At 61.9% G+C, this 13,178-nt stretch carries 14 protein-coding genes; 3 read left to right on the forward strand and 11 right to left on the reverse strand.

Annotated features, from left to right (window positions below; genetic code table 11):
- Window positions 1-4: 4 nt before the first annotated feature.
- From CAF79_RS08255 to CAF79_RS08285, 7 genes are all read right to left on the reverse strand, one after another.
- The gene (locus CAF79_RS08255) at window positions 5-715 is read right to left on the reverse strand and encodes an ABC transporter permease (protein ID WP_011332767.1); all 711 of its coding nucleotides are present in this window, start codon (window positions 713-715) and stop codon (window positions 5-7) included.
- On the reverse strand, window positions 712-1,440 hold the full coding sequence (locus CAF79_RS08260) for an ABC transporter permease (protein ID WP_085697409.1): 729 nt from the start codon (window positions 1,438-1,440) through the stop codon (window positions 712-714). Before CAF79_RS08260 ends, CAF79_RS08255 begins: the two co-directional genes overlap by 4 nt.
- Window positions 1,441-1,496: 56 nt before the next feature.
- On the reverse strand, window positions 1,497-2,279 hold the full coding sequence (locus CAF79_RS08265) for a transporter substrate-binding domain-containing protein (protein ID WP_085683295.1): 783 nt from the start codon (window positions 2,277-2,279) through the stop codon (window positions 1,497-1,499).
- Window positions 2,280-2,612: 333 nt separating this feature from the next.
- On the reverse strand, window positions 2,613-4,301 hold the full coding sequence (locus tag CAF79_RS08270; RefSeq protein ID WP_085697410.1) for an ATP-dependent DNA ligase: 1,689 nt from the start codon (window positions 4,299-4,301) through the stop codon (window positions 2,613-2,615).
- A complete protein-coding gene (locus CAF79_RS08275; RefSeq protein ID WP_085697411.1) occupies window positions 4,298-5,332 on the reverse strand; it encodes a ligase-associated DNA damage response exonuclease in 1,035 nt (344 codons plus the stop codon). The genes CAF79_RS08270 and CAF79_RS08275 overlap by 4 nt, the downstream gene beginning before the upstream one ends.
- 178 nt (window positions 5,333-5,510) lie before the next feature.
- The gene (locus CAF79_RS08280; RefSeq protein ID WP_085697412.1) at window positions 5,511-7,961 is read right to left on the reverse strand and encodes a penicillin acylase family protein; all 2,451 of its coding nucleotides are present in this window, start codon (window positions 7,959-7,961) and stop codon (window positions 5,511-5,513) included.
- Window positions 7,962-8,189: 228 nt separating this feature from the next.
- The gene (locus CAF79_RS08285; RefSeq protein WP_085697413.1) at window positions 8,190-8,834 is read right to left on the reverse strand and encodes a glutathione binding-like protein; all 645 of its coding nucleotides are present in this window, start codon (window positions 8,832-8,834) and stop codon (window positions 8,190-8,192) included.
- A 147-nt stretch (window positions 8,835-8,981) separates the two neighbouring features.
- Here CAF79_RS08285 and CAF79_RS08290 point away from each other — a divergent pair, with 147 nt between their 5' ends.
- Complete coding sequence (locus CAF79_RS08290) at window positions 8,982-9,539, forward strand: cysteine hydrolase family protein (RefSeq protein WP_085697414.1); 558 nt, start codon at window positions 8,982-8,984, stop codon at window positions 9,537-9,539.
- A gap of 159 nt (window positions 9,540-9,698) precedes the next feature.
- Here the strand turns inward: CAF79_RS08290 and CAF79_RS08295 are convergent, their stop codons facing one another.
- Genes CAF79_RS08295 through CAF79_RS08310 form a run of 4 tightly spaced genes read right to left on the reverse strand, consistent with a single transcriptional unit; the run spans window position 9,699 to window position 11,400 of the window.
- A complete protein-coding gene (locus tag CAF79_RS08295) occupies window positions 9,699-9,899 on the reverse strand; it encodes an SEC-C metal-binding domain-containing protein (RefSeq protein WP_085581598.1) in 201 nt (66 codons plus the stop codon).
- Window positions 9,900-9,904: 5 nt separating this feature from the next.
- Complete coding sequence (locus CAF79_RS08300; protein ID WP_085697415.1) at window positions 9,905-10,390, reverse strand: LEA type 2 family protein; 486 nt, start codon at window positions 10,388-10,390, stop codon at window positions 9,905-9,907.
- A 31-nt stretch (window positions 10,391-10,421) separates the two neighbouring features.
- Complete coding sequence (locus tag CAF79_RS08305) at window positions 10,422-10,898, reverse strand: YchJ family protein (RefSeq protein WP_085697416.1); 477 nt, start codon at window positions 10,896-10,898, stop codon at window positions 10,422-10,424.
- A gap of 4 nt (window positions 10,899-10,902) precedes the next feature.
- The gene (locus tag CAF79_RS08310; RefSeq protein ID WP_085697417.1) at window positions 10,903-11,400 is read right to left on the reverse strand and encodes a DUF6231 family protein; all 498 of its coding nucleotides are present in this window, start codon (window positions 11,398-11,400) and stop codon (window positions 10,903-10,905) included.
- 199 nt (window positions 11,401-11,599) lie between these two features.
- On the opposite strand from CAF79_RS08310, the gene CAF79_RS08315 reads away from it, so the two are divergent.
- The gene (locus CAF79_RS08315) at window positions 11,600-12,295 is read left to right on the forward strand and encodes an OmpA family protein (RefSeq protein WP_011332779.1); all 696 of its coding nucleotides are present in this window, start codon (window positions 11,600-11,602) and stop codon (window positions 12,293-12,295) included.
- A 90-nt stretch (window positions 12,296-12,385) separates the two neighbouring features.
- Complete coding sequence (locus CAF79_RS08320) at window positions 12,386-13,108, forward strand: OmpA family protein (RefSeq protein WP_085697418.1); 723 nt, start codon at window positions 12,386-12,388, stop codon at window positions 13,106-13,108.
- Window positions 13,109-13,178: the final 70 nt, after the last annotated feature.

Here is a 13,178-nt window from a genome sequence, read left to right on the forward strand (position 1 = left end):
GGTCCTAGTGGGTCGGGCCGAGAAAGGCCAGCCATCGGCGTTCGGCAAGACGGAACAGGCCGACCAGCGCAAAGGTGATGGTCAGGTAGATCAGGGCGGCGATGCCGAACGACTGGAAGGTCAGGAAGGTCGCCGAGTTGGCGTCCCGCGCGACCTTGAGGATGTCGGGGATGGTCGCGGTGAAGGCCACGGTGGTCGAGTGCAGCATCAGGATCACTTCGTTGCTGTAGTACGGCAACGACCGGCGCAGCGCCGACGGCATGATGACGTAGGCATAGAGTTTCCACCCGGTCAGCCCGTAAGCCTTGGCCGCTTCGACTTCGCCGTGGTTCATGCTGCGGATCGCCCCGGCGAATATCTCCGTGGTGTAGGCGCAGGTGTTCAGGGCGAAGGCCAGGATCGTGCAGTTCATTGCATCGCGGAAGAAACTGTCGAGCAGCGGTTGCGCGCGCACGGCGGCCAGGCTGTAGATCCCGGTGTAGCAGATCAGCAACTGGATATAGAGCGGCGTGCCACGGAACAGGTAGGTGTAGAACTGCACTGGCCAGCGGATGTAGAAGTGCGGCGAGACGCGGGCGATCGACAGCGGAATCGACACGATGAAACCGAAGAAGATCGAGGCGCTGAGCAGCCACATCGTCATCGCAAGGCCAGTGATGTTCTGGCCGTCGGTATAAAGGAAGGCTTTCCAGTATTCCTGCAGAAGTTCGATCATCGTACGGCCTCCCGTGCACCGGCGGCGTAGCGGCGTTCGAGCCAGCGCAGGATGAAGTTTGAGGCACTGGTGATCAGCAGGTAAATCAACGCGGCGAGAACCAGAAAATAGAACAGCTGATAGGTGCTCTTGCCGGCGTCCTGCGCGGCCTTGACCAGATCGGCCAGGCCGATGATCGAGACCAGCGCGGTGGCCTTGAGCATCACCATCCAGTTGTTGCCGATGCCCGGCAGGGCGAAGCGCATCATTTGCGGGAACACCACGAAACGAAAGCGCTGGCCGCGCTTGAGACCATAGGCGGTGGCGGCTTCGACCTGACCGCGTGGCACGGCGAGAATCGCCCCGCGGAAGGTTTCAGTGAAGTACGCGCCATAAATGAAGCCCAGGGTCAGGACCCCGGCGCTGAACGGGTCGATCTCGATGTATTCCCATTCCAGGTAATCGGTGAGCGTCGTCAGCCAGGTTTGCAGGCTGTAGAAGATCAGCAGCATCAGCACCAGGTCCGGCACCCCGCGAATCAGCGTGGTGTAGATCTGGGCGGGCAGGCGCAGCAGTTTGACTTTTGACAGCTTGGCACTGGCGCCGAGCAGGCCGAGCAACACGGCCACCAGCAGCGATAACGCCGACAATTTGATGGTCATCCAGGTGCCTTCCAACAGCAACGGGCCAAAGCCCTTGAGGCTGAAGGCGGAGAGCCCCAGATTTTGTAAGAGGTTTTCGAACATAAATCAGCAACCTGACTGAATGAAAAAGGCGCCCATCGAGGATGGGCGCCGGGGCATTATTTGCCGCTGTACAGATTCAGATCGCCAAAGTGTTTCTTTTGAATCTCGGCGTATTTGCCATCATCGTGTAACGCTTTGATACCTTTATCCAAAAGCGCTTTCAGCTCGGTGTTACCTTTCTTAATACCGACAGCGGTCTTGGCTGGCAGCAAGTGGTTGTCGACCGGCTCGCTGACAGCATAGTCGGCACCCTGTGGCGACTTCAGAAAGCCCAGTTCGGCCTGCAACATGTCCTGAATGCCCGCATCGAGACGGCCGGAAGTCAGATCGGAATACACCTGATCCTGGTTCTGATAGGCCTGGGTTTTCACGCCGGCCTTGTCCAGCACGGCTTTGGCATAGGCTTCCTGGATGGTGCCTTGCTCGTAGCCGACGGTTTTGCCTTTCAGCGACGCGACGTCGTTGGTGATGCCGGAACCCTTCTTCGACACGTAGGCAGTCGGGCCGGAGAACAGCTCGCTGGAGAAGTCGATGACTTTTTCACGGGCTTCGGTCACGGTCATCGACGAGATCACACCGTCGAATTTATTGGCCTTGAGGCCCGGAATCATGCCGTCGAAGTCACTTTCGACCCATTTGCACTTGACCTTCAACTCGGCGCAGATCGCGTTGCCCAGATCGATGTCGAAGCCAACCAGGCTGCCGTCTGCCGCTTTCGACTCGAACGGTGCGTAGGAAGGGTCAACGCCAAACCGCAGTTCTTTGTATTCCTTGGCCAGCGCGGAGCCGGCGGCCATGCACAACGCCAGTGCAGAAAGGGTCAGCAATGCTTTTTTCATTATTCAATCCCTAAGAACCAATATGAGCGCTTGTGGCGCGGAATGATTGTTACTGGAGCGCTTACGACTTATAGAAAGTAGCAATTTCCGAACCAGAGTCCCGAACAAGTGTTTTAAAAGGTGCAGGAAGTGCATGCCGGGGCCGGTCGGTGCACGAAAACGGGCGCGCCGCAAAAGCTGCACCAGGATGGTTCAGGGGATCGTTCCCACGCTCTGCGTGGGAATGCAGCCCGGGACGCTCCGCGTCCCAAAGCGGACGCAGAGCGTCCATTGAGGCATTCCCACGCGGAGCGTGGGAACGATCGGGGTGAGGGGGAGTATCGGGGGAAGGAGTCAGACCAACAGCTCTTGCAAGGTCGCCAGGCTGTCGGCCTCATCCACGGTCTTGTCCTGGCGCCAGCGCAGCATGCGCGGGAAGCGCACGGCGATGCCGCTTTTGTGCCGGCGGGAGAGGGCGATGCCTTCGAAGCCCAGTTCGAACACCAGGCTTGGGGTCACGCTGCTGACCGGGCCGAATTTTTCCACGGTGGTCTTGCGCACGATGCTGTCGACTTCGCGCATTTCCGCATCGGTCAGCCCGGAATAGGCCTTGGCGAAGGGCACCAGCGCCCGCGCACTGGAACCGGGCGGGCCGTCCCACACCGCAAAGGTGTAATCGCTGTAGAGGCTGGCGCGGCGCCCATGCCCGCGCTGGGCGTAGATCAGCACCGCGTCGACGCTGAACGGATCGACCTTCCATTTCCACCACACGCCCATGTCCTTGGTGCGGCCGACGCCGTACATCGCATCCCGGGCCTTGAGCATCATGCCTTCGACCCCAAGTCGCCTGGAGGCCTCACGCTGGCGGGCGAGATCGAGCCAGTCATCACCCGTCAGGAGCGGCGAAGGCAGCAGCACCGGGTTGTTGCATTTGGCGATGACCTGCTCCAGTTGCTCACGACGTCTGGCCTGGGGCTGGTTGCGCCAGTCTTCGCCCTGCCATTCGAGCAGGTCATAGGCGAGTACCACCACCGGCGCGTCTTCGAGGATTTTGCGGTCCAGCGACTTGCGGCCGATCCGCTGTTGCAACAGCGCGAAGGGTTGCACCGCCGGGGCTTGCGTCGTCTGGGGATCGAACGCGTCTTCGGTGACCGGGCGGTTGTTCTTCCACACCACGATCTCACCATCGATCACTGTGCCGTCAGGCAACCCTTGCACCAGTGTGTCGAGTTCGGGAAAACGTTCGGTGACCAGCTCTTCGCCCCGGGACCAGACCCACAATTTGCCGTCGCGCTTGACCACCTGCGCCCGGATACCATCCCACTTCCACTCCACCTGCCAGTTGCTTGCAGGCCCGAGCAGGGTGTCGAAGGTTTCCACCGGTTGCGCCAGCGCGTGGGCGAGGAAGAACGGGTAGGGCTGGCCTCCGCGCTGGGCGTGTTCATCGCTGGATTCGGGCGCGATCAGTTTCAGGTAGCTGTCAGCGTTCGGCCGGTTGGACAAGTCGGTGTAACCCACCAGCCGTTGCGCCACGCGTTTGCTGTCGAGCCCGGCCATGGAGGCCAGGGCTCGGGTCACCAGCAATTTGGACACGCCAACCCGGAAGCTGCCGGTGATCAGTTTGATGCACAGCATCAGGCTCGGTCGATCCAGTTGCGCCCACAGTGCGGGTAACTGGTGGGCGAGGTATTCCGGGGTTTCACCGCGCAAGGGCAGCAGTTTGGCTTCGATCCATTCGGCGAGGCCGGCCTCGGAGGTGTGCGGGTGTTCCGGCAACACCAGCGAGATGGTTTCCGCCAGATCGCCGACTGCTTGATAGCTCTCCTCGAACAGCCACGGCTCCAGCCCGGACACTTCGACCGCCAGATCCCGCAGGATCCGCACTGGCACCAGTTGCCGAGGCCGCCCGCCGGACAAAAAGTACACCGCCCACGCGGCATCCTGCGGTTGCGCCTGAGCGAAGTAGGTCTGCATGGCCGCCAGTTTGGCGTTGCTGGAGGTGGTGGCGTCGAGTTCGGCGTACAACCCGGCGAAGTCTTTCATGGCTGCACCTCGGCGACGGCGGGCGTGGCGGTGGAATGCTCTTCTTCGTCGTCACCGTATTCAGTATTGAAGCCTTGAGCGTCGAGCCCTTTTTCGCGCAGATGGCGCACCAGTACGCCAATCGAGCCGTGGGTGACCATGACCCGTTCGGCGCCGGTCTGCTCGATGGCCCACAACAGGCCGGGCCAGTCGGCGTGATCCGAAAGCACGAACCCGCGATCGACCCCGCGCCGCCGGCGGGTGCCGCGCAGGCGCATCCAACCGCTGGCGAAGCTGTCGCTGTAATCGCCGAACCGGCGCATCCAGCTGCTGCCGCCGGCCGACGGCGGGGCGATGACCAGCGCCTGGCGCATGATCGGGTCGTTCTTTTTCACGTCGCCGGCGTAGATCGTCGGCGGCAGGTAGACGCCGGCCTCGCGGTAGACCCGGTTCAGCGGCTCGACCGCACCGTGGCTGAGGATCGGCCCTAGGGTTTCGTCGATGCCGTGGAGAATCCGCTGGGCCTTGCCGAACGAATAACAGAACAGCACGCTGGCCTTGCCCGCCTCGATGTTGGCCTGCCACCACTGGTTGATCTCGGCGAACACCTGCGCCTGCGGCTGCCAGCGATAGATCGGCAGGCCGAAGGTCGATTCGGTGATGAAGGTGTGGCAACGCACCGGTTCGAACGGCGCGCAGGTGCCGTCGGGTTCGATCTTGTAGTCGCCGGACGCGACCCAGACTTCGCCGCCGTATTCCAGCCGCACCTGGGCCGAGCCGAGCACATGGCCGGCGGGATGAAAACTCAGGGTGACGCCGTGGTGGGTCAGGCGCTGGCCGTAGTCGAGGGTTTGCAGGTTGATGTCCTGGCCCAGGCGCGCGCGCAAAATCCCTTCGCCAGGGCTGGCGGCCAGGTAATGCTGGTTGCCGCCACGGGCATGATCACCGTGGGCATGGGTGATCACCGAGCGCTCGACGGGCCGCCACGGGTCAATGTAGAAATCCCCGGCGGGACAGTAGAGGCCTTCGGGGCGAGCGATAACAAGGTCCATGGTGTTACCGGAATGGAGGACTTGTTAGCTATGAGGCAGGCGCGAAGTCAGAAGTTCTATCGAGTTTTTTAACTGTCACATGATCGGTCCCACGCTCTGCGCGGGAATGCAGCCCGTGACGCTCCGTGTCCCTTGAGGCATTCCCACGCGGAGCGTGGGAATGATCAACCGGGGGGGATTACTTGCCGGGGGTAAGCGTCAACCGCGTCTTGCCATACACCCGGTCAAAGTTCTGCGGCTGCATCGGCAGGCCGATGTACTGGCCCTTGAGCCACGGATCGATGCCGTTCAGGTAGTTCGGGCTCACCGGATTACCCGATTGCCCCGTCCCGTTCTGCCCGATCAGCGGCTCGCTCTGACCGAAGTCGACGATGAAACGCATCGACGGCGCACGGGTGGTGTTGAAGTCCTGGCCCCAGGCAAACGCCGCCATGTTGAGCGTGGTGTGGTCGCCGCCCGCCGCGATCGGGCCGCGAACAGTCTGGCCGTTGGCATTCTTCCACTCGTAGCGGTGCAGTTTGCCCCACTGCCAGGACCGGCGGTCGCCACCCAACTGACTGTCGCCAGCGCTGATCGCAGCCGCCAGACTGCGGGCGAGAATCGCCGGTTTGTCTTCTTTTTGTGGCGTACGGGCGTCGTCCCAGAACGGACTGTCTTCGCGGCCCAGCAAGTGATCGGCCTGTGCGGCGTAGGACAGATCGCCGTTGGCGATAAACGCTTTCCACGCCGGACTGTTTTGCGGGCCGAGTTCGTCGAGGAAAATCTGCTTCATGCTTTCCTGCAGGAACAGCTCGTAAATCGCCGCATCGGCGGAAGTCGGGCTGAGCTTGCCGTCGAACGCCATCAGACGGGTGTAAGCCTCGCGGGCCTTGCTGCGCTCGGCGTCCGGCAGCGCGTCGATCGCCTGTTTCAGCGGCTGCGCCATGCCCGGTGCTTCGAACATTTTCTTCAGCTTCGCAGCGAAGGTGGTGGTCTGGTCGTACTGCATGGCGATCACGCTGCGACCATCGTGTTTGCCGCTGCCGGCCAGTTCAGCCAGGCGCTCGCCACGTTCCGGCGCCGCCCAGGAATTGGACAGTTGCATGCCGTAGCCATGGGGAATGACCCGCTGGTTGGCGGTGCCGAGCCAGCCCTGGGCCGGATCCTGATCGTAGGGGTGCAGCATCGGGTCGGCGTAGCCGTCCCAGTCGAAGCGACCTTCCCAGCCCGGCGACGGCAGCAGGCCTTCGCCCTCACGGCGGTTCGGGAAACGCCCGGTGACTTGCCAGCCAATGTTGCTGGCGTCGGCAAACACCAGATTCAACGCGATGGCGCGGATTTCCCGGCTGGCGTCCGAGGCGCGTTCAACGTTCTGGGCGCGGCTCAGATCGAAAAACGCATCGAGGGATTTGTCGTCGGTGAAGCTCGGCGTCTGCAGGGCCAGGCCGAAACCTGCGCCCTGAGCGGCGGCTTGAACACTGTTGAGCAGCGCGCCATGGCGGGTTTCGTACACCGCTTCGCGAATTGGCCGCTGGCCTTTGACGAAATAGGTTTCGTTGCGCACGGCGACCGGTTGCCACTTGCCGTTGACCTCGTAGGACAGCGTGCTGCCCTGACGACGGATTTTTTCCAGGAACAGGTCCTGGTTATCGCCGAGCACGCTGGTCAGGCTCCACGCCACCTTGCCGTTGAAGCCGCCGAGCACCATGGGCAGACCCGCCACGGTCACGCCGGCGGCCTGGTATTTCGGTGCGCGGATCTGCACGAAACTCCACAGCGACGGCGCGGCCAGCGGGCCATGGCTGTCGCTGGCCAGCAGGCTCTTGCCGCTGCGACTGCGTTGCGGAGCGATGGCCCAGTTGTTCGACGACTGAGTGCCAAGCAGGTTGATGGCGGCCAGTTGTTCGCTGGCGTTGCTCAGTTCCGTCAGCCCCGGAATCTGCCCGTTGAGCTTGATGCCTTGCAGCTTGTCGGCCTCGGCCAGCGGCAGGTTTTCGTCAGGGGCGGACGGCGTCAGCCACGCCAGTTTGTCGTTGGTCACGGTCTGCGCCAGCACCAGCGAAGCGATTTCTTCCGGTAGGTTGGCCGACTGGCTGAAATTCAGCAGGCAGAAGATCAGCGCCGAATCTTCCGGTTTCCAGTACTCGGGCTTGTAGCCGCTGGATGCCAGATCCCCCGGCAGTTTGTCGGCGTAGCGGAACAGGTAGGCGTTGACGCCCCGGGCATAGACTTCGAAGAAGCGCTTGAGCCGTGGCGACGAGGCCTTGTACAGCTCGCCGGCGCTTTTCTTCAGGTTGACGGCGCGCATATAACGGTCGGCGTCGAGCATCGACGAACCGGACATTTCCGCCAGACGGCCCTGGGCCAGCAGGCGCAGGGTGACCATCTGATTGATCCGGTCGCTGGCATGCACGTAGCCGAGGGCGAAGAGTGCGTCGTGGAAGCTGTTGCTTTCGATCAGCGGCATGCCCATGGCATTGCGGCGTACCGAAACGTTCTGCGCCAGGCCCTTGAGCGGCTGCACACCGGAGGTCGGCGGGAGGGTGTCCTGGGCGTTCCAGGTCTGACAACCGGTCAGGCTCAGAACACCGGCCACTGCTGCGGCAACGCCGAACCGGGGAAGAAAATGTGAAAGGGCTGGCGAGGCCATGGCAAAGCTCCTGCGGGGGTGTAGAGGCTGGGGGCGCAATAAAGCCGCTACGTTAGTGAGCAGGTGGGGGCCGCGCAAGCGGGGCGAGCGGTTATTTCTTCCCGCTCATGCAGATCGTTCCCACGTCGAGGCGCCGAACCGTCTGCGCGGGAATGCAGTCCGGGCCGCTCTGCGGCCCATTTCCACGCGGACGATTCGACGCCTCTGCATGGGAACGATCAAGACAGGTCAGGACTTTGGCGGATTGATCTTCTGCACCAGCGCATACGCCTTCACGGTCGCCGGGCGATCCTTGATGTGGTTGAACCAGCGCTGCACGTTCGGGAAGTCTTCCAGGTTCTGGCTCTGCCACTTGTGCGAAACGATCCACGGGTAGATCGCCATGTCGGCGATGCTGTATTCGCTGCCGGCGACGAACTCATTGTTCGCCAGTTGCTTGTCCAGAACCCCGTACAGGCGCGTGGTTTCGTCGATGTAGCGCTTGATCGCGTAGGGGATTTTTTCCGGGGCGAACTGGCTGAAATGATGGTTCTGCCCGGCCATCGGCCCCAAGCCGCCCATTTGCCAGAACAGCCATTGCAGCGCCACCTGGCGGCCACGCAGATCCTTGGGCAGGAACTTGCCGGTCTTTTCCGCGAGGTACAGCAGGATCGCCCCGGACTCGAACAGCGACAACGGTTCGCCGCCATCGGCCGGCTCATGATCGACGATGGCCGGGATGCGGTTGTTCGGCGAGATTTTCAGAAACTGCGGCTGGAACTGCTCGCCCTGGCTGATGTTGATCGGGTGCACGTCGTAGCGCAGGCCGGCCTCTTCGAGGAACAGGGAAATCTTGTGGCCGTTGGGCGTGGTCCAGTAATACAGGTCGATCATGGAAAACTCCAAATCAGCAAAATGACTTACGTGCGGACAGCAAACGCCGGCTTCAGGTTGTCCTGTGTGCGTTCGATAGCTTGCTTACTCACAGGAGGTGATGCTCAAGTACGGGAAATTCAATGACCCTGCGTGAGAAAAATCGCCATGGAGCTGAAGGCCAACGCTGCACTTATCATCATCGACCAGCAAAAAGGCATTCTGGAACCGCGTCTGGGGCGGCGGAACAATCCGTCGGCCGAAGAGCGGATCCTCGATTTGCTGGGCTTCTGGCGGCGCAGCGGGCGGCCGGTGATTCATGTGCAGCACCTGTCGCGCTCGCCGGAATCAGTGTTCTGGCCAGAGCAGTCAGGGGTGGAATTTCAGGACCGGTTCTTGCCGCAGGACGGCGAATGGCTGATCCGGAAACAGGTACCGGATGCGTTTTGTGCGACGGGGCTCGAGGCGAAGCTGCGTGAGGCGGGGATCGGGCAGTTGATCATTGTCGGCGTGGCGACGAACAACTCGGTGGAGTCCACGGCACGCACGGCGGGCAACCTGGGGTTTGAGGCGTGGGTGGCGGAGGATGCGTGCTTTACCTTCGACAAGGCTGACTATTTCGGCACGCTGCGTTCGGCGCAAGAGGTGCATGCCATGTCATTGGGGAATCTGCACGGGGAGTATGCGACGGTGGTTGGCAGTGCGGAGATTCTTGCGGCCCGATAGGGCTTTGCTGAATGTGCCGCCGCCATCGCCGGCAAGTCGAATCGTCGCACCGCAGCTCCCACATTCGACCGAGTTGCTCCTGACGGAACGCGATCCCTGTGGGAGCGAGCTTGCTCGCGAAAGCGGTGTGTCAGGCGAAGTCGGTCTTCGCCCGAAACATCAAGCGCCGTGGCACTTCTTGAACTTCTTGCCGTTGCCGCATGGGCAAGGGTCGTTGCGGCCAACGTCTTTCAGGGCATTGCGCACCGGTTCCTGGTGGGCGTGGCCGCAGTTCGGGCCGTGGACATGGCCATGGTCATGGTGGTGATGGTCATGATCGTGGTTGCAGTCAGGGCCATGGACATGAGGTTGCTGGGTCATCGGGGTCACTCCGTAATCAAATCGGCGGGGATTATCACGCCATTGCGCGCCAGGTGCACGTAGTGAGCGATGAATAAACCGGTTTCCATCTCGCCTTCCAGCCGATAGGGAATCTGCTGGTTCGGGTTTTTCAGCATTTTCACCACCTCTTTGACCTTCGGCCACAGGTTGGTACGGATCGGCACGTTGTAGAACGCGCTGCTTTTGGGGTTCACCGTGATCCAGTGTTCGTGCTCGCCTTCGGCCAGCAGCATGTCGGCCAGGTGTATGCGGTATTCCAGGCCGCGCACGGTCAGGTCGCTGTCGTTGGGGTTGTCGATGCGAAAGTGCAGGATGAATTTCTGTTCCAGCAACCTGGCGCGTACTACTTCGACTTTCACCAGGTGCACGGCGGGGTCGCGGGAGTCGTCGCTGAACCAGGACGCGCAGCCGCCGAGCCCCAGAAACACGAGCAGTGAAAGGACCTGAAATGTGCGCCAATGACCGAGCATGGTTTAACTCCCTTTGCGGCCCAGTCTAGCCTCAGCTGCCGAAATACCCCGCACAGCATTTCTTGAACTTCTGGCCGCTGGCGCACGGGCAGGCGTCGTTGCGGCCCAGCTTCAGTTGCACGGTCGGGTCGATGAAATACCAGCGCCCGCTGTTCTGCACGAACGACGAGCGTTCGCGGTGGCTGTGCTCGCCCTGACCGTCATGCCAGCGCGCAGTGAACGTGACGAACGCGTGTTCCGGCTGGCCGCCGAACACTTCCGAGCTTTCCACGTCCAGACCGAGCCAGGTGCTCTGGGCGCTCCAGTTGCTGATCGACTGGCGATCCAGCCCCGCTTGCTGGGCGGGCAGGGTGGTGGCCACCAGATAATCGACCAGACCCAGCACGTAGGCGCTGTAGCGCGAACGCATCAGGGCTTCGGCGCACGGGGCCGGGTGGCCGGCGTGATAAGGACCGCAGCAGGCATCCAGCAGGTTGCCGCTGCCGCAAGGGCAAATGGCTGTACTCATTGCATTACCACCAGTATTTCCCGAAGTTTTCCGGATTGGCCCAGAACCGCGAATTGAGCCAGTCGGGGACTTGTTTGTAGTCAAGCAGATCGTAGGTGAAGAGGGTCAGCACCTGTTCGTCCCGGGCGAAGCGTTCGCTGGCCTGCAGGGCCAGGGAATAAAAATCGGTTTCCTGCCAGCCGCTGGCCGGCAGATCCGCCAGCACCGCGATACGGCTGGCGTTGAGGTTGCGGATCCCGCCCAAAAGATTGAGGCCGTCGCGCTTGGGCAAATGTTCCAGGCAATCGACCACCAGCGCCAGGTCGAAACGGCGCGCCGCCAGTTCCGCCGGCAACGCACCGGGCGCGGCGTGCGCGACGCAGGTCTGCGGGTGCGCCTGCTTAAAGGCAGCCAGCGCCGGGAATTCGCTGGCGCCGATCAGCAGCAGGCGTGCCGGTGCGTAGCGGTCGAGCAGGGCGGCCAACGCCTGCTGCGGGGTGCGGGAAGAAATGGCAACGTTCATCGAAGCTCCTCAATCAGAGCGCCAAGACTAGCCTGCCCGGACGCCAAGGCCTAGATCTCTGTCCTGCGGGTTTGCGGCAAATTCGCCGAAGTCCCGTGAACAGGCGCACAAACGGCAATGGCCTATTGCTGGCGGAGATTAAAACTCCGGTCTTTACTCCCTGAATCGGTTCTAAGCCGATCCCTCAGGAGAAAACTAGATGAGCATAGTTCGGACAGCATTACCCTTGGTTCTGCTAACCAGTGTGTTGACTGGTTGTGCAGGTTTGCAGAAAACCGACTGGCCGACCTGTGCGGCAGTCGGCGGTGTCGTCGGTGCGGGCCTCGGTGCGACCGAAAGCTCCGCATGGGCGGGGTATGGCGCGTTACTCGTCGGCGGTACGGCAGCAGCCTATTGCTGGGTTCACGGTGATGGCGATGAAGACGGCGATGGTGTGCCGGACAGTCGCGACAAGTGCCCGGGCACGCCTAAAGGCGTACAGGTCGATGCTGACGGCTGCCCTCCACCAGCCCCTGCGCCAGTGGTCGAAGAAGCTGTGGTGGTCAAGGAAGAAACCATTGTCATCCGCGATGTTCACTTCCAGTTCGACAAGGCCACGCTGACTCCGGCCGACAAACTGGTCCTGGATAAAGTCGCTTCGCGCCTGAAACAGGAATCCAGCACGGCGCAACTGACCGTGACCGGCCACACCGACAGCGTCGGCAGCGATGCCTACAACCAGAAACTGTCGGACCGCCGTGCGCACTCGGTGGTCAAGTACCTGGTCGAAAGCGGCGTACCGCAAAGCAGCTTCGTGTCGGTGACCGGTGCCGGTGAAAGCCAGCCGGTGGCAGACAACAAAACTGCCGACGGTCGCGCGCTGAACCGTCGTACCGAAATCAAAATCAACCGCTAGCCCCCCTCGCATCCGCGGCTTGTGCAGTCGCGGATGCGGGTCTTTACTCCTGTGTAACCGGTATGGGCCGGTGACACAGGAGCTTTAACGATGAGTGTTCTTACAAGGTCCGTCTTGCCGGTTCTGCTGCTGGGCAGCCTGTTGACCGGTTGCGCCACCCACAGCGATGGCACCGCTCCCCTCAATCAACGTACCTGGCCGATCTGCAGCCTTATTGGCGGACTGGTCGGCGGCGGTCTCGGCGCGCTCGAAAATAGCGGCTGGGCCGGCGGTGGCGCTGCGCTGGGGATCCTCACTGGCGGATTGATCTGTTACGCCCAGGATGGCGATGAAGACGACGACGGCGTATTCGATCGCCGCGACCGTTGCCCCGACACCCCGGCCAACACTCCGGTCGATCATCGTGGCTGTCCGTTGCCGCAATACCCGGTCACCGAGAAACCGGCCGAACCGGCCCCGCAAACCGAAGTCATCACCCTCAACGACGCCGGCAACGTGTTGTTCGATTTCGACAAGTCCGATTTGAAACCCGCTGCCAAAAGCCAGCTGGACACGTTGATGGACAAACTGCGCAATGCCGATGTGGTGAGCATCAAGGTCATCGGCCACACCGACAGCAAGGGTTCGGATGCCTATAACCAGGCGCTTTCGGAACGTCGAGCCAGCAGCGTGGCGGAATATTTGCTGAGCCAGGGCCTGGCGCCGAACAAACTCACCAGTGAAGGGCGCGGCGAGAGCGAACCGGTCGCCGATAACAATACTGATGAGGGGCGTGCGCAGAACCGTCGGGTGGAACTGCACATCAATCGTTAGATAACGTCTGTAGTCTGCAGGCTAGAGCTGTCGGTCGATGAATCTCGTCGAACCGGCAGCCATCCGGCGA

This window comes from Pseudomonas sp. B26(2017), from assembly GCF_002113045.1.
GTDB lineage: Bacteria > Pseudomonadota > Gammaproteobacteria > Pseudomonadales > Pseudomonadaceae > Aquipseudomonas.